The sequence below is a fragment of the Neobacillus sp. S1227 genome, assembly GCF_055385255.1.
The window spans coordinates 4596928-4617990 of the sequence record NZ_AP038276.1 but is presented as its reverse complement, the minus strand read 5'-3'; the positions used below and the strand labels follow the sequence as shown (position 1 = coordinate 4617990).

Sequence of the window (21063 nt, the reverse complement as noted above, 5' to 3'; positions counted from 1 at the left end):
AATAAATCGGAAGTTCCTACATTTGCTTTTCAAAGTGAAAGCGCAAAGGATTTGAATGCAAGAGTTTCTTTTCAATATCCAAAGAATCAATTAAAGACACCTTTAGAATCAAAAAAACCGGTGGAAGGAAAGCGGCAGAAAAAGAGAATCGGAAAAGAGATAGAGAAAAAGAAAATTCCAACATCGGTTTTAGAACTGGAAAAACCAATTCCAAAAGAACCAATAAAGGTGAAAATGGAGCCGGTAAAAAAAGCCCCGGGTCCGTTTCATCCAACAGAAATTCCTTCCCCCGTTTTTGGCTTCAATCGGCCGAGAACGACAGATACTGTCGTCGAGCATGAATTGAGTAATTTCTTTGAGGAAGAAAATACTGGACAGTGTGCTCCACTGCCGATGGAAGAGAATCTTTCCATGAGCATTTCAAATTCTGTCCGAAAGAGTTTGGAGACAGAGGATGAACTTAAAGAGACTGTTATCCTTGCAGAGGTCCCTTCAGTGGACATTTCATACTCCGACAAAATAGATAACAGCCCTGTTTTGATTGAGGATGTTCAATTACCTGCAGGCAAGGTTGGTGAATTGCTGCTTCGTGCCGAGGAAAACCCAATTGAGGAATCCAAACTGCCACTTGGTGATAAAGAAAATCAAATCGAGGAATCCAAATTGCCTTTTCTTATCGAAGAAAACCAAGGCGAGGAGTCTGAACCACCTAAGCCTAAGCGTTCTCATCTTCCTTTCAACGTCATGATGTTGAAGCAGGATCGAGAAAAATGGGAAGTTAAGAAAAGAAGACTCGATGAAGAACGGCGTAGGCAGGATTTAATTGAGGTTTCTCATCAGGGGCAAGCTATGGAAAACAACAGCCATCCAAAAGTGAAAGAGGAACCGCAAAAGCAGGAATCAATTAATACTAAGCCAAAAGAAATAATAGTTGAAAATAATAGCCCGTATGAAGAGCAAAAAGACCACCATCTCCAAGAGATTGCCGCAGCAGGCGAATATCAATTCCCAATGGCGGATTTGCTGCATCCACCGGTTACCGAAATCATCGATACAAAATGGATGCTTTATCAAGAGGAATTGCTAAACCAAACCTTACAAAACTTTAATGTTGGCGCAAATGTGGTGAATGTAACGCAAGGTCCGTCTGTCACTCGCTTCGAGGTTCAGCCTGAGCCTGGTGTCAAAGTGAACAAGATTACCAATCTAAGTGATGACATAAAATTAAGCCTTGCTGCCAGGGACATCCGGATCGAAGCACCAATTCCGGGGAAGCACACGATTGGAATTGAAGTGCCGAACCAACAATCAAGACCAGTAAGAATCAGCGAAATTATTGGCAGAAGCGTTTTCAGTGATTCAGCATCCCCGTTAACAGTGGTGCTCGGACTTGATATTGCCGGCAAACCGATTGTGACTGATTTGAAGAAAATGCCGCACGGTCTAATTGCCGGGGCAACCGGGTCTGGAAAAAGTGTCTGCATTAATTCGATATTAGTCAGTTTATTATATAAAGCCAGTCCTGAGGATGTTAAGCTCATGCTTATCGACCCGAAAATGGTGGAGCTTGCTCCATACAATCGGATTCCTCATTTAGTCAGTCCGGTTATTACGGATGTAAAGGCAGCAACTGCTGCTCTAAAATGGGCTGTCGATGAAATGGAAAGACGGTATGAGCTATTTGCCCATACTGGTGTCCGTGATATCAGCCGCTTTAATGAACTGGCTATGGAGCATAAAAGATATTCCGATAAACTTCCATATATCGTCATTGTTATTGATGAGCTTGCTGATTTAATGATGATGTCACCGGCGGATGTGGAGGAAGCCATTTGCCGGATAGCCCAAAAAGCTAGAGCCTGCGGTATTCATTTGATTATTGCGACGCAAAGGCCATCCGTTGATGTCATAACCGGTCTAATTAAAGCAAATGTTCCGACACGGATTGCCTTTTCGGTTTCTTCCCAAGTGGATTCGCGTACAATCATTGATATTAGCGGTGCTGAGAAGCTGCTTGGCCGCGGTGATATGCTCTTTCTGGAAAATGGCTCCTCAAAGCCGGTTCGCTTGCAGGGCACATTTGTAACTGATGAAGAAATTGATGTGGTTGTCGCCCAGGTAAGAGAACAGCGCGAGCCGGAATATTTATTTGTCCAGGAAGAGCTTTTAAAAAAGGCCCAAATAACGGAAGAGGAAGACGAGTTATTTTATGATGCCTGTGAATTTATCATCGAACAAGGGGCAGCCTCCACTTCCAGCCTTCAGCGCCGTTTTAAAATAGGCTATAACCGGGCTGCTCGCTTAATGGATATGCTTGAACAGCAGGGATATATTTCAGGCGCAAACGGAAGCAAGCCGCGTGAAGTATTAATTACCGAAGCGGATCTCGAATCTATCCAAGATGCAAGTCTAAATTTGTAAATATAGACAAATAATAAATGAAACCCAACGATTGGCGGGTACGATAGGACGATTTCTGAGTTGTTGTGAATTTATGCTTTCAGAATATACGACAGTAAATTCTGATTAGCGAATAGTACATTTGGAGCAAATGGGGTTCGAAAATAGTTTTTAAGGATAAATAGTGATATAATATTGAAATATGTTTAGGAAAAGCAGGTGCAAAATTCTCCCTGCTTTTCAGATTAGCAAATACAGACAGATGTCATATACTGTTTTACAGATAGACGTTGGTTGGAGGTTCTTCTATGACAATTTACCATTTTGTCGGTATTAAGGGGTCTGGTATGAGCGCACTTGCGCAAGTGTTGCACGATATGAAATTTCAGGTCCAAGGCTCCGATGTCGAAAAGCGCTTTTTTACTCAACTGGCCCTTGAGCAATCGGGGATAAAAATACTCCCGTTCCAAAAAGAAAATATCAAGCCAGGGATGACAATCATTGCCGGGAACGCATTTCCTGATACACATGAGGAGATTCAAGAGGCCATGAAACTAGGGCTTCCTATTATACGTTACCATCGCTTTTTAGGCGATTTTATGCAAAATTTTACAAGTATAGCCATCACAGGCGCTCATGGCAAAACATCCACTACGGGTTTGCTTTCGCACGTAATTGCAGGTGCGAGGCCTACTTCCTTTTTAATTGGTGACGGTACTGGTAAAGGTGAGGAAGGTGCAGAATATTTTGTTTTTGAGGCATGTGAGTATAGAAGACATTTTCTTTCCTACTTCCCTGACTATGCCATTATGACAAATATTGACTTTGACCATCCTGATTATTTTGCCAATATTGATGATGTTTTTTCGGCTTTTCAGGAGTTGGCATTCCAAGTGAAAAAAGGGATATTTGCTTATGGTGATGATGAGCAGCTTCAAAAAATTCAGGCAAAGGTTCCTGTCTTGTTTTATGGATTTGCTGAGGAAAATGACTATCAAGCTGCAAATATTGTGAAAACGACAGAAGGAACAAGCTTTGATGTATTTATTCGCAATACGTATTATGATACCTTTTCCATCCCAACATTCGGGGACCATAGTGTTCTAAATGCTCTAGCTGTCATTGGCGTTTGCCATTATGAAGATATTAATGTGGAAGTGGTAAAGGACCGTTTAACAACCTTCCAAGGGGTAAAGCGAAGATTCACGGAAAAAAGGATGGGCAGCCAAATTTTAATTGACGATTATGCCCACCATCCGACAGAAATTAAAGCAACTATTGATGCAGCAAAACAAAAATATCCTGAACGGAAAATTGTTGCAGTGTTTCAACCGCATACCTTTACAAGGACCCAGGCCTTTTTAGAGGATTTTGCTGAAAGCCTAAGGCTGGCGGATAAAACTTATTTGTGTGAAATTTTTGGGTCTGCTCGTGAAAAACAAGGGAAGCTTTCCATTCATGACCTTGAGGATAAAATTCCTGGTGCTGAAATTCTCACTGAACAGAACACAACTCTATTAGAGAATTATGATAATAGTGTCATCCTCTTTATGGGAGCTGGAGACATTCAGAAATTCCAGGAATCTTATGAAAAACAGATTGCCAAATAAGAAAAGGATTCCGCATAAGTGCGGCATCCTTTTTTTGCTAATAGGAAAGTAGTATTAATTCTGTCTTCGTCCTATCGGACTCGCCAATCAGCGAGTTTTCATTTAATATCAATGATATAACCAAATTTTTTTAACTAATTGCAGGAAAACAAGACAAATCACTGGAAGTAGTATAAGATATGAACGAGGTTTAAACCATAGTTTCAACGGCAATACATAATTAATAGGATATATCGGAGGTTTTACTATGATCTTGATTTTATACATAAGCGTGGCGTTAATTGCAGTAGCCTTTTTAGTGCTAGTTTTCTATTTATCAGCGACACTTAAATCCCTGAAAATTACCCTTACAAGTGTTTCGGATACTTTAAAGGGACTTGAAAAACAGGTTGAAGGTGTAACAAGTGAAACAACCCAGCTCTTGCAAAAAACAAATGCCCTTGCCGATGATTTGAAAGATAAATCTGTGCGCTTAAATAGTGTCGTCGATTCTGTTAAAGAGGTTGGAACCTCAGTCAGGAAATTTAACGGAACATTAAAGAATATTACGAATACGATTGATGAGCAAGTCGAAGAGAGCAAAGAAAAAGTTTCGCAAATTATTCAGTGGAGCAATGTATTTTTCGAATTAAAAGACAGGTGGCAGGCTCGTAAAGAAGCCAAAAATGAAGAAACCATTTATGAAAGGCAAAAGGAACGTTCACATTAAAAAGGAGGAATGAAGGGATTATGACAAAACGAGAGTATGAATCACGTGAAACCAATCAAGTTCGAACCGACGAATCTGGCAGCAGAAGTTTTCTGCTGGGCGTTATCGTTGGCGGTCTGGCGGGAGCGGCAGCGGCGCTGCTCTTAGGTACAAAAAAAGGACAGGAATTTCGCCACACAATTTCTGACCAAACGGGATCTCTTCTCGATAAGTCTTCACCGCTAAGGGAAAATGTAAAGTCCAAAACCATCTCACTTACCCAGGGGCTTGCTCAGCAATCCTCTAATTTAATGAATAAAGTGAAAGGGAAATCAGATACCACATTTGAGCAGCATGAGGATTCAGAAACCACCTATATTTCGATTAAAGGTTTAAGCGAAAAAACAGCATCACCAAATTCTGCTGCAAATAGCGATGAAATTCGAAAAAAATTAGAGGAAGCTCAAAAAGCACTAGAGGAAGAAGAAAGTAAGGTTAGGATTTAAAAGGAATATAAGTCATACTGTTTGTGAATCATTACGGTGAAGTGTTAAAATTACTTCACCGTTTATTATTTTAGGAGGTAAAAATTATGCTGAAAAAAATTGATTCAATAGAAGAGTTTACGGAGTTACTAAATAAAAAAAATACATTTTATCTATTAAAGCATAGCTTAACTTGCCCCATCAGCCAAGCAGCCTACAATGAATACGAGAAATTTTCGAATGAACATGAAAATATCCCAACTTACTATTTGGCAGTCCAAGATTCCCGCCCATTATCAAACGAAATCGCTGAACAATTTCAAATTAAGCATGAATCTCCACAAGCTATTCTTTTTGCTGATGGGAAACCATCGTGGAATGCTTCACACTGGAAAATAACGAATCGTTCTTTGGCACAAGCTATTCCCGTACAGGAATAAAAAATAGTTTCATTTTGCCACAAAAATGTCACCTTTTTTCAATAAACACATATATTACTTTAATATATAAAAAAAAACACTTTAATACTTAAAAGCTTAAAAGCGTTTAATCGTTAAAGAAAAAAGTGATGACAAAGATATTTATTTCGGCTATAATAAACCCTAATTATAAAAAAGTTTATAATTTTTAAAAATCTTTGATTGTGAGGCAGTTAACTTAATCCTATTTAAAAAAGATAGCGATACTTAGGAATAAATGCCGACAAAAGAAAGGACGGGGATGAAAAGATGGGCAATAATGAATTGGATCAGTTAAGAGACCGAGTAGACGAGTTAAACTTGGAATTGTTGAGGTTAATAAATGAAAGAGCTCGGCTCGTCCAAGAGATCGGGCAGGTAAAAGGAAGTCAAGGCGTTTTCCGCTTCGATCCAGTCCGTGAAAGAATAATGCTTGATAAAATTAAAGAGAATAATGATGGTCCATTTGAGAATTCAACAATTGATCACTTGTTTAAGGAAATTTTTAAAGCGGGACTTGACCTCCAAAAGGACGACCATAAGAAAGCTTTGTTAGTTTCCAGAAAGAAACAGCCAGAAAATACAATCGTAGACTTAAAAGGCGAAAAAATTGGCGATGGCAAGCAGCATTTCGTCTTCGGTCCATGTGCTGTTGAATCCTATGAGCAGGTGGCAACTGTTGCCAAAGCTATGAAGGAAAAAGGCTTAAAGCTTTTGCGCGGTGGTGCTTACAAGCCAAGAACGTCTCCATATGATTTCCAAGGATTAGGTGTAGAAGGACTGAAAATTTTAAAACGTGTTGCCAATGAATATGATATGGCCGTCATTAGTGAGATTGTCAGTCCTGCCGATATTGAGATGGCTGTTGATTACATCGATGTTATCCAAATTGGTGCACGAAATATGCAAAACTTCGAATTATTAAAGGCTGCTGGTGCAGTGAATAAACCTGTTCTATTAAAGAGAGGGTTAGCTGCAACCATCGAGGAATTCATCAATGCTGCCGAATATATCATGGCGCAAGGAAATGGACAAATTATCCTTTGCGAGCGTGGAATTCGGACCTACGAAAAGGCAACTAGAAATACCTTAGACATTTCTGCTGTTCCAATCTTAAAGCAAGAAACACACTTACCTGTTATGGTGGATGTTACCCATTCAACTGGAAGAAGAGATTTACTGCTTCCATGCGCGAAAGCCGCAATAGCTATTGGGGCAGACGGCGTTATGGCTGAAGTACACCCAGACCCAGCTGTAGCACTTTCTGATGCACAACAGCAAATGAACCTAGAGCAATTTGATCAATTCTACAATGAACTCCTTGCATCCAACTTTGTAAGAGTATAATGAATAAGAACCTTCTGCCAGATAGCAGGAGGTTTTTTCCTGCTTTTAAAAAAATATTGACAATTATAATTGCGGCTTTTTTCTTCTTGTCGTATCATAAATACATACTTAAAGATTGTTTACTTTATCACATAAGTAAAAATGACTAGATTTTAGCTAAATGCTATAAAATAAAGAAAACAATGTACGTTTTAGGAGAGTGTTACAAGTGAATAATATTACAATTTATGACGTAGCCCGTGAAGCGAATGTTTCCATGGCAACAGTATCCCGCGTTGTTAACGGGAATCCAAATGTTAAGCCGGTTACCCGCAAAAAGGTACTGGAAGTAATTGAAAGACTAGGATATCGTCCAAATGCAGTTGCCAGAGGATTGGCAAGCAAAAAAACAACTACGGTAGGAGTTGTTATTCCTGATATTTCCAATATCTTCTTTGCAGAACTGGCCCGTGGGATTGAAGATATTGCCACAATGTATAAATACAATATCATTTTAAGTAATTCCGATCAAAACAAAGAGAAAGAATTACATTTGTTGAACACGATGCTTGGTAAGCAAGTGGATGGAATTGTCTTCATGGGTGGCCATATTACCGATGAGCATGTTGTAGAGTTCGAAAGATCACCTGTTCCGATTGTACTGGCTGGTTCTATTGAAGAATCAGAAAAGATTCCATCTGTTAACATTGACTATGAACAGGCTGCCTACGATTGTGTAAAAGAGTTTATTGGTAGAGGACATAATCATATTGCTTTTGTTATTGGCCCGCTTTATGAGCCAGATATTACTGTTAAAAAGTTAAATGGCTATAAGAGAGCATTAGAAGATGCAAATATTCCTTTTAATGAAGAGTTAATTATTGAAGGGGATTATACGTACGATTCCGGAATTGAAGCATTTGAAAAAATGCTTGAACTATCTGAAAAACCAACGGCCATCTTGGTTGGTGCGGATGAAATGGCACTTGGCGTCGTCCATGGAGCTGAGGACAAGGGCTACAGTATTCCGGAAGATTTTGAAGTGATTACTTCAGATAATACAAGACTTTCGCTGATGGTCCGTCCGCAGCTAACGACAATTGTTCAACCTCTTTATGATATTGGGGCTGTTGCAATGCGCTTGTTAACTAAATTAATGAACAAAGAAAAAGTAAGTGAACAAATAGTAGTTCTTCCACATCGAATTGAACATCGTCAATCTACAAGAGAATAGTTAAAAAGGCGGTTAAATAGCCGCCTTTTCTTATTATCTAGATTCACTTTTTTGATGATTACGAATTGGATACAGTGCTTTTTCAAGTGTGATTAAGTTCTTTTCCGTTATTTCTGCTTTTCTGGGGATTGGAGGATATATATCCTCAGAATCATCCCATTCCCTTGGCAATGCCACTGGGGACTCCTTTTGCCACCGTTCAATCCAGTCTTCCGGCAAACTGCCAAAACAATTCGGGTTTTCTGTCATCTCCATCCAAATAAATGCCCAAGCCCTTGGGACAACACGCCAAATATCATATCCGCCGCCGCCTACGGCAATCCATTTGCCGCCGCAATATTGGTGGGCAATTTCATGGGCTAATTTAGGGATTTCCCGGTATATTTTCATCGTTGCCGACAAATGGGTTAATGGGTCATAATAATGTGAGTCTGCCCCGTTTTGCGTAAGGATGACATCAGGCTTAAAAAACTCTGCCACTTCCCTAATTGCGTTTTTGTAGGCATGCAGCCACGAATCATCTTCTGTAAAGGCATCAACAGGAATGTTGAATGAATAGCCGTATCCCGCTCCTTGTCCTCTTTCGTTTATATTGCCCGTACCCGGAAATAGATAGCGGCCTGTCTCATGAATCGATAGTGTACAGACATTTGGGTCATCGTAAAAGGACCATTGAACTCCGTCACCATGATGAGCGTCTGTATCAACGTATAAAACGCGGGCATTATATTTTTGCTGGATATATTTAATCGCAACAGAACTATCATTGTAAATGCAAAATCCGGAGGCTTTCCCCCGAAATCCGTGATGCAGACCCCCGCCAAGGTGCAGGGCATGAAGTGCTTTTCCAGTCATTACCTCATCGACAGCTGTTAAGGTCCCCCCCACCATCAAAGAGCTGGCCTCATGCATATTAGGGAAAATGGGGGTATCTTCAGTACCTAAACCATAGTTTTCAGCTATCTCTTTCGGAAGAAGCCCCTGACCGGCCTTTTTTACTGCTTCTACGTAGCTTGAGTCATGAATTAAGGTTAACTCCTCTTCTGTCGCCATTCTTGGCTTAACAATCTTAAGAGGGTCTAAGGCATTTATTCTATTTAATAAATCTACTGTGAGTTTAAGCCGGAATTGATTAAAAGGATGATGGCTGTTGAATCGATAATTCAGAAGGTCTTCTGAGTAAATAAAGGAACAGCGATCATTCATATAGACATCCCCGGCAAATTAGGCCATAATACCTGGTGGCCAGCTTCTTTAAGGTCTTGAATCAATCCGGTAGGGTTCATTAATTGAACTCTAATAACAAGTATTTTATATTGTTCATCCTGTTTATCTGGGTAAACCAGAACACTTAAAATGTTTGCCTTCCGTTTTCGGATAATTTCCGCGACTTCACTAAGAATTCCGGAGATATTTGGCACTTTTATTTCAATTTGCGATCCAGGCTGGTGAACACCTGTTAACTCAATCATTGTTCTTAATAAATCTGTTTCTGTTACAATTCCCACTAATTTTCGATTATTGATGACCGGAAGGCAGCTTATTTTATGTTCATAGAATAGAGCGGCCGTCTCTTCAACAAAATCTAGGGGATGGCTTGTGATGACGTTACTCTCCATTATCGTATCTAGGGTTTTTTTCAAAATTTCCGGGTGTTCATTTGCATGGAAAATGGATGGTGTAGCCTCTCTTATTTTTGCAACGGTAACAAGACCAACCAGGTGCCCATCTTTATCAATTATTGGGATGTGGCGAATTTTCCTTAATTCCATTAATGCCATGGCGTCTGCAATGGTATCAGTGGGAGAGAGGGCAGCTACATCCGATTGCATAATTTCTTCCACGATCATAGGATTTCCCCCAATTCTCTATAGTTTAATCATGTTTAGTACATAAATCGATTCATAAAACGTAAACGGTCGAAGCGCTGAATGGATTCATGATCGATGCGTTTGCCTATTTTGGCCATCAAACAGTTGGCAGGATGGGAGCAGATTTCCGGGTCATCAGTCGCATACCATTCCAATCCGCCGGCATTCATCATTTTCTCCATAATCTTTCGATATTCCCAAACATTGAGTTTGGTTCCTTTTAAATCCCAATGCCAATAATACTCTGTGGTGATAATTATATAGTCTTCCATGGGATCATCCATCATGGAAACAATCAAGAGGTTTTTACCGACGGCACAGCCTCTAAATTGGGGGATCACCTCGATTGCACCTAATTCTATTAAATTATCCATCTTTCCTTCCGACCAACGTTCTAGAGGGTCCGGGTATAAAAAAGTAACATAACCGACGATTGTATTTTGATAACGTGCAATAATAATTCTTCCTTCGGTTAAATCGGCGATCCCGATTAATGCCTCGTGCTGCTGGGCCGGGGGGCGAAACGCAACAAGGTCTTCATGAAAATCATAGCCTGCTAATTTTTCTGCAGTGACAGGGCCTTCGATAATTAATTTGCCGTGAGGAGTTTTCAATTCCTTAGCATTATAGGTTTTTTTGTGCTCCATTTGGTCACCCCTGGAAAAAATCTAGGTATTTCAATTCTATTATACATGAAATATTTATCTATAAAGATTTTTCACTAAATTTTCGAAAAATTAAACACTTGGTATATATTTTTACAAAAAAATGTTTTTTTAAAATTGTGAATAGTTATTATTTGTACTATAATTATATCAAATACTTCAGAGGGGGAGATAGGAATGAAAGTGGAAGCGCTGCCAGTAGTCCAAGGGGATTTCAATTTGCGAAACTATGATGAATCATATAAAAATTTTGACTGGAAAGATACAGAAAAGGAATTCTCTTGGAGTGAGACAGGCCTTGTTAATATGGCTTACGAGGCGATTGACCGCCACGCGGGTACGTTCAGAAAAAATAAGGTGGCATTATATTATCGTGATGCTTCGAGAAATGATAAATATACCTTTAAGGAAATGAAGGAGCTTTCCAATAAGGCTGGGAACGTGCTGAAAAATTACGGCGATGTCGAAAAAGGTGACCGTGTCTTTATTTTTATGCCGCGTTCTCCAGAACTTTACTTTACTGTTTTAGGAGCAATTAAGCTTGGTGCGATTGTTGGTCCATTGTTTGAAGCTTTCATGGAAGGGGCTGTCAGGGATCGTCTGCAAGACAGTGAAGCAAAAGTATTAGTAACCACTCCAGAATTGTTAAGCCGTGTACCAGTTCAGGATTTACCGGCATTAAAGCATATTTTCCTCGTTGGAAAAAATGTGGAGGAACAAGGGAATTGCATAAACTTTTTCGAAAAATTCGAGACTGCCAGCAAAGAGCTGGAGATTGAATGGGTTGAGCGGACTGATGGATTAATCCTCCATTACACATCAGGATCCACTGGAAAGCCGAAGGGCGTACTGCATGTGCATAATGCGATGATTCAGCATTATCAAACAGCTAAATGGGTACTTGATTTAAAAGAGGATGATGTTTACTGGTGTACAGCAGACCCAGGCTGGGTGACAGGAACTTCCTACGGAATCTTTGGCCCTTGGTTGACTGGTACTTCAAACGTTATTGTCGGCGGACGTTTCAGCCCGGAAGCCTGGTATCAAATGATTGAAGACTTCGGCGTTACAGTTTGGTACAGTGCACCAACAGCATTCCGGATGCTGATGGGAGCGGGGGATGAGCTGGTTAAGAAATTTAATTTAAGCAGCCTTCGTCATGTCTTAAGTGTTGGTGAACCATTAAACCCTGAAGTGGTAAAATGGGGTGCTAAGGTATTCAATAAGAGAATTCATGATAACTGGTGGATGACAGAAACCGGTGCACAGTTAATTAGTAACTATCCTTGCATGGAAATCAAGCCTGGTTCAATGGGGAAGCCAATCCCTGGCGTTGAGGCAGCTATTGTTGATAATCAAGGTAACGAGCTTCCGCCATACAGAATGGGGAACCTTGCGATTAAAAAAGGCTGGCCATCGATGATGCATACGATCTGGAACAATCCTGAGAAATACGAGTCGTATTTCATGCCAGGTGACTGGTACGTCTCCGGAGACTCTGCGTACATGGATGAGGATGGCTACTTCTGGTTCCAAGGCCGCGTCGATGATGTCATCATGACATCTGGAGAGCGAGTCGGCCCGTTTGAAGTGGAAAGCAAGCTTGTTGAACATCCAGCGGTTGCTGAAGCAGGGGTTATCGGAAAACCGGATCCGGTGCGCGGAGAAATTATTAAAGCCTTTATCGCGTTAAGAGATGGTTATGTGGCAACTGAAGAACTTAAAGAGGAAATCAGACAGTTCGTCAAAAAAGGTCTTGCAGCACACGCAGCACCTCGTGAAATTGATTTCCGCGACAAGCTGCCAAAAACACGCAGCGGTAAGATTATGAGACGTGTTCTTAAAGCATGGGAGTTAGACTTGCCAACCGGAGACTTGTCTACGATGGAAGATTAATTTTTGAAGATATTAGTAGAAAGGGGGCTGGCTCCAAATGATGGCGGAGCCAGCCTCTTTTTTGTTGGTCTATATTCCTTTTTAGGATTCGCTGATATATTTAAAAATCCGCTGATAAATCGCAAAAATCCTCTGAAAAATGCTATTTCCGCTTGCGTTCAGCCAAGCCAATTCCCTTCCAATAGCAAAATCCCAACAATATATAGATTATCATAACAACAATTCCAGTAACCAATCTTTCTTGCTTGCTGCCATCAGCCATAAGAACCGGCCCCAGGCCAAAAAACGTAACCAAGCCAATGAGAAGGATAAAAACAGCGTGCACTAAAACTCTCACTACTTTCACCTCCAAATTTCCTAATATATATATTTGACGTTTCAAAGAAAAAAGCTGTTTCAAATAATAAGGACTTTGGGTAGCAGTCCCAAAGCCCCTTTAAAGCAATTAATATTTAATTAACGTATACTTCTTTTTCCCTCTTCGGACAATTGTAAACTGGCCTTCAATTTTGTCAGTTTCCCGCAAAGCGTAAGCTGTGTCGGTTACCTTTTCTCCGTTAATAGCTATGGCGCCATTTGTAATATCTTCCCGAGCCTGACGCTTTGAAGAAGATATCTTAGCTGCTACTAAAAGCTCAACTAAGTTATTTTCCTCTTCATTTTGCAGCTCGTAAGACGGTACATCTTTAAAGCCCTGCTTGATTTCGGAAGCCGATAAACTGCGAACGTCCCCGCTAAATAATGCTTCGGAAATCTTAATGGCCTGCTTAAGCGCATCCTCTCCGTGAATCAAGCGGGTCATCTCTTCTGCTAGTGCCTTTTGGGCTTTACGGAGATGCGGTTCCGCTTGTACACTGATTTCCAATTGTTCAATTTCCTCTCGAGAAAGGTAGGTAAACAGCTTCAAATATTTCACCACATCGGCATCAGCTGTGTTAATCCAGAACTGGTAGAACTCGTAAGGAGTGGTTTTTTCCGGATCAAGCCAGACAGCGCCGCCTTCCGATTTGCCAAACTTGGTACCGTCGGATTTGGTAACAAGCGGAATCGTCAATCCGAACGCTTTTGTCTCTTCGTCATGCATTTTTCGAATTAACTCAAGACCTGAGGTAATGTTCCCCCACTGGTCACTCCCGCCAATTTGCAATTTGCAATTATAATGATCATATAAATGATTAAAATCCATAGCCTGTAAAATCGTGTAGGTGAACTCAGTAAATGAAATCCCAGTTTCAAGCCGAGAGGCAATCGTATCCTTTGCCAGCAGGTAATTAATACCGATATGTTTGCCGATATCTCGGAGGAAGGCAATGACACTCATGGACTCGGTCCAGTCGTAGTTATTGACCATAACCGCGCCATTTTCCCCTTCAAACTCAAAAATGGCTTCTAATTGCTTTTTAATGCCCTCAACATTTTTCTGAACTGCTTCGATTGTTTGTAGTTTTCGTTCTTCGCTTTTACCGCTCGGGTCGCCAATCAGACCTGTTGCACCTCCGACCAATACAAGCGGCCGGTGTCCATTCTGCTGGAATCTTCTTAGTGTTAAAAACGGCACTAAATGGCCGATATGAAGACTGTCAGCAGTTGGGTCTGTCCCGCAATAGAGGGAAATTTTTTCGTTATCTAAAAGATTTTTTAACCCTTCTTCATCTGTTTGCTGATAAATAATGCCCCGCCATTTCAAATCCTCTAATAAGTTCATTGCTCTCAAAACCTCCAATAAAAAATAAAAACGCCCCTGCAATTATGCAGGGACGTAAATTATACGCGGTACCACCCAGCTTGAGGAAATTCCTCCAACTTGAAAAAAATAACGGTTTGAACCGTTCTCCGCTACTGCATCTTCACAGAGAAAGCTCCAGGATGTAATTCACTCTTCTATATGTGGCAGCTTTCACCGGCCGCTGCCTCTCTATTTACAGGGATAGAAGAACTACAATTGATTCCCTTCAAAGCCTTAAATTATAAAAAAATGCTTATTGATTTTTTAACATATATTAAAGATAAAGTCAAACGGTAAAATGGAAATTTTAGAAAAATGTAGAATCCTGTCAAATTCTATACCATTGATATGCTATAATGGATGTGATTTTATTAGAGGTGATGCTATGAAAGAAAAGTGGCAAATATGGAAGGAAAAAGCTGATTCCCTCCTTAATTTTATTACTCATAAAAAAACTGTCAAAGGTGCCAGGATTACGTATCAGGTTTTCTGGAACCTGTTTCTGCTTTTATTAACGGTTGTGGTCCTTGTAGGGGCTTTTGCAACAGGTGTAGGAGCCGGTTATTTTGCCTCGCTCGTCAAGGATGAGCCCGTGCGTTCATACGAAAGTATGAAAAAAGATATTTACAACTATACAGAAACATCGGACTTATATTTTGCTGATAATGTTTATTTAGGAAGACTTCGGTCAGACCTTGTCCGTGATGAGGTTAAATTAAATCAAGTTTCAGATTACCTAATCAACGCTGTGGTTGCAACGGAGGACGAATACTTTTACCAGCATAAAGGGGTTGTTCCGAAAGCGGTTTTCCGTGCCCTTTTTCAAGAAGTTACCAATTCCCCTATTCAATCTGGAGGAAGTACTTTAACCCAGCAGCTAATAAAAAATCAGATTTTAACGAATGAAGTTTCTTTCCAGAGAAAAGCAAATGAAATATTACTGGCCCTTCGCCTTGAGAAATTTTTCAATAAAAAGGAAATTCTTGAAGCGTATTTGAATGTTTCTACTCTTGGAAGAAATTCTTCAGGGCAAAACATTGCCGGTGTCCAGGCTGCCGCAAAAGGGATCTTTGGTAAAAATGCGAGCGAACTGACATTGCCGCAGGCTGCCTTTATTGCTGGATTACCGCAAAGCCCATTTGGCTATACCCCTTTTACTAGGGAGGGGACCGTAAAGAATAATTTAGAGCCGGGAATTACAAGGATGAAAACGGTTTTAAAAAGAATGTATGATGGCGGATATATTAATGAAACGCAATATGCAGAAGCATCAGCCTATGACATTACAAAGGATTTTATACCGTCAGTGCCGAATCCGCTTGATAACTATCCTTGGCTGACGGTCGAAATTGAGAAACGGGCCATTGATGTTCTGACCACTGTATTGGCTAAGAAAGATGGCCATACTGAAAAAGAATTAAAACAAGATGAAAACCTTTATTACAAGTATAAGACGATGGCTAGCCATAATCTGCGGCAAAATGGCTATCAAATTCATACAACCATTAACAAAGATATATACGATGCGATGCAGGTAGTAAAAGATAACTACAAATATTACGGACCAGATAAACCGGAGGAAAAAGAAGACCCGGAAACTGGTGAAAAGAAAACTATAATGGAACCTGTTGAGGTTGGTGCAGAACTGATTGAAAATAGTACGGGGAAAATCATCAGTTTTGTTGGCGGCAGGGATTATAATAAACAGCAGCTCAATCACGCGACCAGTGCAATCCGTCAAAACGGTTCGACAATGAAACCGCTGCTGGTTTATGGGCCGGCAATTGAATTGGGAAAAGCCGCACCCGGAACCCCTCTTCCGGACGTTGCTCTAAGGCTGGACAAAAGTATAAGTACACCATGGCCTCATAACTACGACAAAAGTTATAGCGGGCTAGTATCAGCACGTTATGCTTTGGCCAAATCCTATAACGTGCCGGCTGTAAAGCTATACTCTGAAATCGTGGACCAGCGCCCAGCACAGTATCTGGAAAAAATGGGCTTTACTTCGCTAACAAAAGGGGACTACACGAATCTAGCTACCTCAATCGGGTCCATGGATAACGGCGTGACTGTTGAAGAAAATACAAATGCCTTTAGTACCTTTGCCAATGGCGGGAAATTTATCGATGCTTACCTGATCGATAAAATTGTCGACAAGGACGGTAAAATTATCTATCAGCATGAAGTAAAACCTGTTGATGTCTTTAAACCTCAGACTGCATTCTTGACCCTAGATATGATGCGCGATGTTATAAAAATGGGTACAGCAGCAGGTGTAAAGAGCAAACTGAATTTCAGTGCTGATTGGGCAGGCAAAACTGGTACTGGTAACAATTATTTTGATTCCTGGTTTGTTGCCTTCAATCCGAATGTAACACTTGGAATTTGGACTGGATATGATACGCAGAAATCGTTAAAAACTAATGGGATGTCCTACAGTCAACGGACCAATAATCTTTGGGCTGAACTGATGAATGCTGCTTATAAAGTTAAACCGGATTTAGTTGCTCCAAAAGAAGGCTTCCAAATGCCTGAGGGAATTGTCAAATCCTCATATTGTGCGGTTTCGGGCATGCTTCCGTCAGCGGCGTGTTCAAAGGCAGGCTTGGTTGAAAGTGATTATTTCAATGCCAAAGATGTTCCTACTAAAGTCGATGATAGTTTAATCCAAGGAAATTATGTTACCATCGGCGGTAAAAAATATCTGGCCCTTGATTCGACGCCAAAAGAGTTTACCCAGTATGGAACAATCTTAAACCCGGATTTTATTACCAGAATGGTAGGCAATGACTTTAAGAATATCAGCCAGCTTATACCAAACAGGGGCAGATGGAACAATGTGCTTGTCTCAAGTGCTAAAATGGCAGAGAACGGCAAGCAGCCAGATAGTGTCACTTTAAACGTATCCGGTAATACCCTTACATGGAGCGCAGCTGCAGACAATGATATCGTCGGCTACCGTGTATATCAGGGCGGATTTTCTGGTGCGAAGATTGCAAGCATCAACAGCGGCTCCCCACTATCCTATAATGTTGGAAGCGGAAGCTTCTATGTAACGGCAGTTGATATTGCAGGAAATGAATCCGCGCCTTCCAATGTAGTGGAAGTAGGAGTTTTACCTGAATTACCTCAACTACCTCAGCAGTAACCTTTAAAGGAGGTCTCAAAATTAAATTATGAGACCTCCTTTTTTCATTCTAGCAACAAAAAAAGGCCCCAGAATTGAAATTCTGGGGCCTTCCGAATGCTAAATACAAATTAACGAGAGTAGAACTCGACGATAAGAGTTTCGTTAATTTCAGCAGGTAATTCCGAACGCTCTGGTAAGCGAGTGAAAGTACCTTCTAATTTGTCAGCATCGAAAGTTAAATAATCAGGAACGAAGTTAGTTGCTTCGATTGCTTCTTTGATCACATCAAGGTTGCGAGATTTTTCACGAACGCTGATGGTTTGACCAGCAGCTACGCGGTATGATGGAATATCAACGCGAGCGCCATCAACTAAAATGTGGCCGTGGTTAACTAACTGACGAGCCGCACGGCGAGTGCGTGCAAGACCTAAACGATAAACTACGTTGTCAAGACGAGACTCAAGAAGAACCATGAAGTTTTCGCCATGAACGCCGCCTAATTTGCCAGCTTTTTCGAATAGGTTGCGGAATTGACGCTCGTTAACTCCGTACATATGACGAAGCTTTTGCTTTTCTTGTAACTGCAATCCGTATTCAGAAAGCTTTTTGCGTTGGTTTGGACCATGTTGTCCAGGAGCGTAAGGACGCTTTTCTAATTCTTTACCTGTGCCGCTTAGAGAGATTCCAAGACGACGGGATAATTTCCAGCTTGGGCCGGTATATCGAGCCATGAATGACTCCTCCTTTAAGTTTTTATTTTGGTAAAATAAAAACCGTAACGAAACATCGATAACAGCCATTTTGTTTTCATGCACCATCGCCCTAGCAGCTAAGGGTTACGCGATGCACCTTCGCAAGAAGCTCTTGCGAGGAACAAAATGGAGCAGCTAAAGTCGTTTCATAGGCTGCAATATTTTACACAAGGAGTATTATATAACTTTTATTCGTTGTAAGTCAAGCTAACTTTTATTATAGCACTGAAAACAATCAGATAAAGAGATTTTAACAGACCATTCTTTTTAAACATATACTACAGAGAATTGAAAACGGTTTCAAGCAGGAGGGGAGCTGCATTTTGGAAATGAAGAAAGCTCGTTTTGAAACGGAAGTGATTCATGCCGGTTATTGTCCCGAGCGGCATCAAGGAAGCTTAGTGCCACCGTTGTATCAAACGTCTACTTTTACATTTGCCAATGCGGAACAGGGAGAAAAGCGGTTTGCCGGTGTGGAAGAGGGTTTTGTGTACTCGCGATTGGGGAATCCTACGGTAAAAGTTCTAGAAGAAAGGATAGCAGCACTAGAGGGTGGAGAGGCCGGATTGGCTTTTTCTTCAGGAATGGCTGCTGTCAGCGCGGTGTTGCTGGCTTTAACAAAGTCTGGAAGTCATATTCTTTGCTCTAAAGGGTTGTATGGCTGTACATTTGGTTTACTACAATTGATGAAGGAGAAATTTGACATCGATCATCATTTTTCCGAAATGGATTCGGCAGAAACCTTGGAATCTGAAATTCTCCCCAATACCTCCTGCATCTATATTGAAACTCCAATCAACCCAACTATGAAACTTGTTGACCTAGAATTGGCGGCAGCGGTCGCAAAAGAGAAGGGGATTCCGGTAGTTGTGGATAATACCTTTAGTTCTCCCTATATCCAAACGCCGCTCGCGCACGGCTGTGATATCGTCATTCATAGTGCAACAAAATATATATGCGGCCATGGTGACGTTATTGCTGGCTTAGTAGTCGGGAAGCAGGAGTTTATTAAAAAGGTTTCCAAGACCGTTCATAAAGATTTAGGCGGAACCATGTCTCCGTTTGATGCCTGGCTTCTGCTAAGAGGCATCAAAACCCTGCCGGTTCGAATGGATCGTCATTCTGAAAATGCCCTAAAGTTATTCGGATTTTTGAAAGGTCATCCAAAAGTAAAGGATATATATTATCCTGGTGACCCGGATCATCCTGATTATTCCATAATGAAAAAACAAATGAAACAAGCAGGCGGGCTGCTTTCCTTTTCACTTCATGGGACAAGGGAAACAGCGCAGCATTTTATAAACCAATTGAAATTAATTAAAATTGCGGTAAGTTTGGGAGACGCGGAAACATTAATCCAGCATCCGGCGACAATGACTCACGCGGTCGTACCGGAAGAAGAACGGCTGAAAATGGGAATTGACAATACATTACTCCGGCTGTCCGTCGGTCTTGAAGCATGGCAGGATTTAAAAGAGGATTTGGAACAAGCACTTGATAAAATATAAAACTCGCCAATCGGCGAGTTTTCATTTATAAATGTTCAACTAGGATGGAGACGAATTCCTCAAGCTTTTCTTGGTCCAATTCATCAAAGCGGTTTTTTTCTGGTGAATCAATATCTAGGACACCTATAACCTGATTACCTTTTACAAGTGGAATAACAATCTCTGACTGGGAGGCAGCATCACAGGCGATATGGCCCGGGAATTGATCCACGTCTGCGACCCGAACTGTTTCTGCTTTCTGGACTGCTGTCCCGCATACACCTTTTCCAACCGGAATGCGGATACAGGCAGGCAGGCCTTGAAATGGTCCAAGCACTAGTTCTCCGTTCTCCAACAAATAAAATCCAACCCAGTTAATCCGGTCTAAAAATTGGTTTAAAAGGGCGGAAGCATTGCTTAAATTGGCAATTTGATTTTTTTCATCATGGATAAGAGCACTCAACTGTTTTTTTACCAATTCGTAATTTTCTTCACGGGTCCCTTTATACATTTCGACGTTAAACATCCCTTTTCCCCCTATTTCTTAAAGTTTTATAGTCTATTTTAGCAGATTGAAAAGAAAAAAAGCAGACTTTGTCGACTTTTTCATAAAGGAATCCTTATCAAGAAAAAGAACAATTATATTAGGGGATTTTGTGCTCGAAAAGGGGGAAAAGGGATGAAGAAAAGTTCAAAGGATTCGGTTGTCACAGCTGCTATATTGTTGTTCAATTCCAAAGGCTACTCAGGAACGTCGATTAGGGATATCGCCGATGCTGCGAAAGTAAATACGGCCACCATTGCTTACTACTTTGGAAACAAAGAGGGGCTTTTAGAATATTGTTTTACCTATTTTTTTGAACAATACATCAATAAAATGGAAGCTGCTTTTGCCACCATTGAAAAAGGGGCAGCAATTTGTCTGAAGCGTGTCGTGGCGGATCTGTTCCATTATCAATGGGAAAACATTCAGCTTGCCAGCTTTGTGTACAGGGAAATGTCAATTGATTCGCAAATGGTAAGAGAAATTATGGCCACTTATTCCTTGAAGGAAAAATATTACTTTCAAAAGATATTTGAAAGGGGCTTTGAGTGGAATGAATTTCGGCCACATTCGATTCCTTATTTAATTATTCAGCTAAAGGGTCTCCTGATGATGCCTTTTATGAATACTCATTACATGAGAGAAGTCCTCTATGTTTTCCCAAATGAAAAGTTTTTTGAGCAAAAATATTTAAAGGACCTTTATCAATGGATTGACAAAACCCTTTGTTCCGAGATTCAAATAAAAAAAGAAGCGATTATAAAGTAGAGTCCAGGAATTGAATCAAA

18 protein-coding genes and 1 other annotated feature are annotated in these 21063 nt (G+C 40.7%); of the genes, 11 read left to right on the top strand and 7 right to left on the bottom strand.

Going from position 1 to position 21063, the window contains the following annotated elements:
• Positions 1–234 precede the first annotated feature (234 nt).
• The 7 genes from ACZ5AE_RS23165 to ccpA all read left to right on the top strand — a co-directional run bounded on the left by ACZ5AE_RS23165 (position 235) and on the right by ccpA (position 8201).
• Positions 235–2421: a DNA translocase FtsK gene (locus tag ACZ5AE_RS23165; RefSeq protein ID WP_464573719.1), complete on the top strand. Its 2187-nt coding sequence runs from the start codon at positions 235–237 to the stop codon at positions 2419–2421.
• 287 nt (positions 2422–2708) lie between these two features.
• Positions 2709–4010 (top strand): UDP-N-acetylmuramate--L-alanine ligase, encoded by a 1302-nt coding sequence (gene murC, locus ACZ5AE_RS23160; protein WP_464566875.1) that lies wholly within the window; start codon positions 2709–2711, stop codon positions 4008–4010.
• Between the two features lie 247 nt (positions 4011–4257).
• Positions 4258–4719, top strand: coding sequence for a DUF948 domain-containing protein (locus ACZ5AE_RS23155; protein WP_464566874.1), 462 nt, complete (start codon positions 4258–4260; stop codon positions 4717–4719).
• A gap of 20 nt (positions 4720–4739) precedes the next feature.
• Positions 4740–5204, top strand: coding sequence for a YtxH domain-containing protein (locus tag ACZ5AE_RS23150; protein WP_464566873.1), 465 nt, complete (start codon positions 4740–4742; stop codon positions 5202–5204).
• Between the two features lie 89 nt (positions 5205–5293).
• Positions 5294–5623 carry a bacillithiol system redox-active protein YtxJ gene (ytxJ, locus tag ACZ5AE_RS23145; protein WP_464573718.1) on the top strand — a complete coding sequence of 110 codons (330 nt, stop codon included), beginning with the start codon at positions 5294–5296 and terminating at the stop codon, positions 5621–5623.
• A 288-nt stretch (positions 5624–5911) separates the two neighbouring features.
• Positions 5912–6988 (top strand): bifunctional 3-deoxy-7-phosphoheptulonate synthase/chorismate mutase, encoded by a 1077-nt coding sequence (locus ACZ5AE_RS23140; protein ID WP_464566872.1) that lies wholly within the window; start codon positions 5912–5914, stop codon positions 6986–6988.
• 208 nt (positions 6989–7196) lie between these two features.
• Positions 7197–8201 carry a catabolite control protein A gene (ccpA, locus tag ACZ5AE_RS23135; protein ID WP_464566871.1) on the top strand — a complete coding sequence of 335 codons (1005 nt, stop codon included), beginning with the start codon at positions 7197–7199 and terminating at the stop codon, positions 8199–8201.
• A gap of 33 nt (positions 8202–8234) precedes the next feature.
• On the opposite strand, the gene ACZ5AE_RS23130 is transcribed toward ccpA, so the two are convergent.
• The 3 genes from ACZ5AE_RS23130 to ACZ5AE_RS23120 are packed head-to-tail and all read right to left on the bottom strand — an operon-like array spanning position 8235 to position 10719.
• Positions 8235–9407, bottom strand: a complete 1173-nt coding sequence (locus ACZ5AE_RS23130; RefSeq protein WP_464566870.1) for an acetoin utilization protein AcuC — start codon at positions 9405–9407, stop codon at positions 8235–8237.
• The gene (locus tag ACZ5AE_RS23125; protein WP_464566869.1) at positions 9404–10051 is read right to left on the bottom strand and encodes an acetoin utilization AcuB family protein; all 648 of its coding nucleotides are present in this window, start codon (positions 10049–10051) and stop codon (positions 9404–9406) included. The genes ACZ5AE_RS23130 and ACZ5AE_RS23125 overlap by 4 nt, the downstream gene beginning before the upstream one ends.
• 35 nt (positions 10052–10086) lie before the next feature.
• Positions 10087–10719, bottom strand: coding sequence for a GNAT family N-acetyltransferase (locus tag ACZ5AE_RS23120; RefSeq protein WP_464566868.1), 633 nt, complete (start codon positions 10717–10719; stop codon positions 10087–10089).
• Between the two features lie 195 nt (positions 10720–10914).
• Between ACZ5AE_RS23120 and acsA the strand changes: the two genes are divergently transcribed.
• Positions 10915–12633 (top strand): acetate--CoA ligase, encoded by a 1719-nt coding sequence (acsA, locus tag ACZ5AE_RS23115; RefSeq protein WP_464566867.1) that lies wholly within the window; start codon positions 10915–10917, stop codon positions 12631–12633.
• 142 nt (positions 12634–12775) lie between these two features.
• Here acsA and ACZ5AE_RS23110 read toward each other — a convergent pair whose 3' ends face one another.
• The gene (locus ACZ5AE_RS23110) at positions 12776–12970 is read right to left on the bottom strand and encodes a DUF6954 family protein (protein ID WP_464566866.1); all 195 of its coding nucleotides are present in this window, start codon (positions 12968–12970) and stop codon (positions 12776–12778) included.
• A gap of 108 nt (positions 12971–13078) precedes the next feature.
• Positions 13079–14338 (bottom strand): tyrosine--tRNA ligase, encoded by a 1260-nt coding sequence (gene tyrS / locus ACZ5AE_RS23105; RefSeq protein WP_464566865.1) that lies wholly within the window; start codon positions 14336–14338, stop codon positions 13079–13081.
• Between the two features lie 45 nt (positions 14339–14383).
• Positions 14384–14598: a binding site (T-box leader), on the bottom strand.
• Positions 14599–14744: 146 nt separating this feature from the next.
• Here tyrS and ACZ5AE_RS23100 point away from each other — a divergent pair.
• Positions 14745–17510: a transglycosylase domain-containing protein gene (locus ACZ5AE_RS23100; protein ID WP_464566864.1), complete on the top strand. Its 2766-nt coding sequence runs from the start codon at positions 14745–14747 to the stop codon at positions 17508–17510.
• Between the two features lie 110 nt (positions 17511–17620).
• Here ACZ5AE_RS23100 and rpsD read toward each other — a convergent pair whose 3' ends face one another.
• Positions 17621–18223 (bottom strand): 30S ribosomal protein S4, encoded by a 603-nt coding sequence (gene rpsD, locus ACZ5AE_RS23095; RefSeq protein WP_464566863.1) that lies wholly within the window; start codon positions 18221–18223, stop codon positions 17621–17623.
• Between the two features lie 350 nt (positions 18224–18573).
• Between rpsD and megL the strand changes: the two genes are divergently transcribed.
• Entirely contained in the window at positions 18574–19752 is a 1179-nt protein-coding gene (megL, locus tag ACZ5AE_RS23090; RefSeq protein WP_464573717.1) for a methionine gamma-lyase, read from the top strand.
• Between the two features lie 25 nt (positions 19753–19777).
• On the opposite strand, the gene ACZ5AE_RS23085 is transcribed toward megL, so the two are convergent.
• A complete protein-coding gene (locus tag ACZ5AE_RS23085) occupies positions 19778–20257 on the bottom strand; it encodes a GAF domain-containing protein (RefSeq protein WP_464566862.1) in 480 nt (159 codons plus the stop codon).
• Between the two features lie 153 nt (positions 20258–20410).
• Between ACZ5AE_RS23085 and refZ the strand changes: the two genes are divergently transcribed.
• Positions 20411–21043, top strand: coding sequence for a forespore capture DNA-binding protein RefZ (gene refZ / locus ACZ5AE_RS23080; RefSeq protein WP_464566861.1), 633 nt, complete (start codon positions 20411–20413; stop codon positions 21041–21043).
• Positions 21044–21063 lie beyond the last annotated feature (20 nt).

Excerpts from the sequence above, each read along its gene's own strand:
- ACZ5AE_RS23165 (WP_464573719.1), top strand. The coding sequence starts at position 235 with ATGGAGCCGGTAAAAAAAGCCCCGGGTCCGTTTCATCCAACAGAAATT.
- murC (WP_464566875.1), top strand. The coding sequence starts at position 2,709 with ATGACAATTTACCATTTTGTCGGTATTAAGGGGTCTGGTATGAGCGCA.
- ACZ5AE_RS23155 (WP_464566874.1), top strand. The coding sequence starts at position 4,258 with ATGATCTTGATTTTATACATAAGCGTGGCGTTAATTGCAGTAGCCTTT.
- ACZ5AE_RS23150 (WP_464566873.1), top strand. The coding sequence starts at position 4,740 with ATGACAAAACGAGAGTATGAATCACGTGAAACCAATCAAGTTCGAACC.
- ACZ5AE_RS23140 (WP_464566872.1), top strand. The coding sequence starts at position 5,912 with ATGGGCAATAATGAATTGGATCAGTTAAGAGACCGAGTAGACGAGTTA.
- ACZ5AE_RS23130 (WP_464566870.1), bottom strand. The coding sequence starts at position 9,407 with ATGAATGATCGCTGTTCCTTTATTTACTCAGAAGACCTTCTGAATTAT.
- ACZ5AE_RS23125 (WP_464566869.1), bottom strand. The coding sequence starts at position 10,051 with ATGATCGTGGAAGAAATTATGCAATCGGATGTAGCTGCCCTCTCTCCC.
- ACZ5AE_RS23120 (WP_464566868.1), bottom strand. The coding sequence starts at position 10,719 with ATGGAGCACAAAAAAACCTATAATGCTAAGGAATTGAAAACTCCTCAC.
- acsA (WP_464566867.1), top strand. The coding sequence starts at position 10,915 with ATGAAAGTGGAAGCGCTGCCAGTAGTCCAAGGGGATTTCAATTTGCGA.
- tyrS (WP_464566865.1), bottom strand. The coding sequence starts at position 14,338 with ATGAACTTATTAGAGGATTTGAAATGGCGGGGCATTATTTATCAGCAA.
- ACZ5AE_RS23100 (WP_464566864.1), top strand. The coding sequence starts at position 14,745 with ATGAAAGAAAAGTGGCAAATATGGAAGGAAAAAGCTGATTCCCTCCTT.
- rpsD (WP_464566863.1), bottom strand. The coding sequence starts at position 18,223 with ATGGCTCGATATACCGGCCCAAGCTGGAAATTATCCCGTCGTCTTGGA.
- megL (WP_464573717.1), top strand. The coding sequence starts at position 18,574 with ATGAAGAAAGCTCGTTTTGAAACGGAAGTGATTCATGCCGGTTATTGT.
- ACZ5AE_RS23085 (WP_464566862.1), bottom strand. The coding sequence starts at position 20,257 with ATGTTTAACGTCGAAATGTATAAAGGGACCCGTGAAGAAAATTACGAA.
- refZ (WP_464566861.1), top strand. The coding sequence starts at position 20,411 with ATGAAGAAAAGTTCAAAGGATTCGGTTGTCACAGCTGCTATATTGTTG.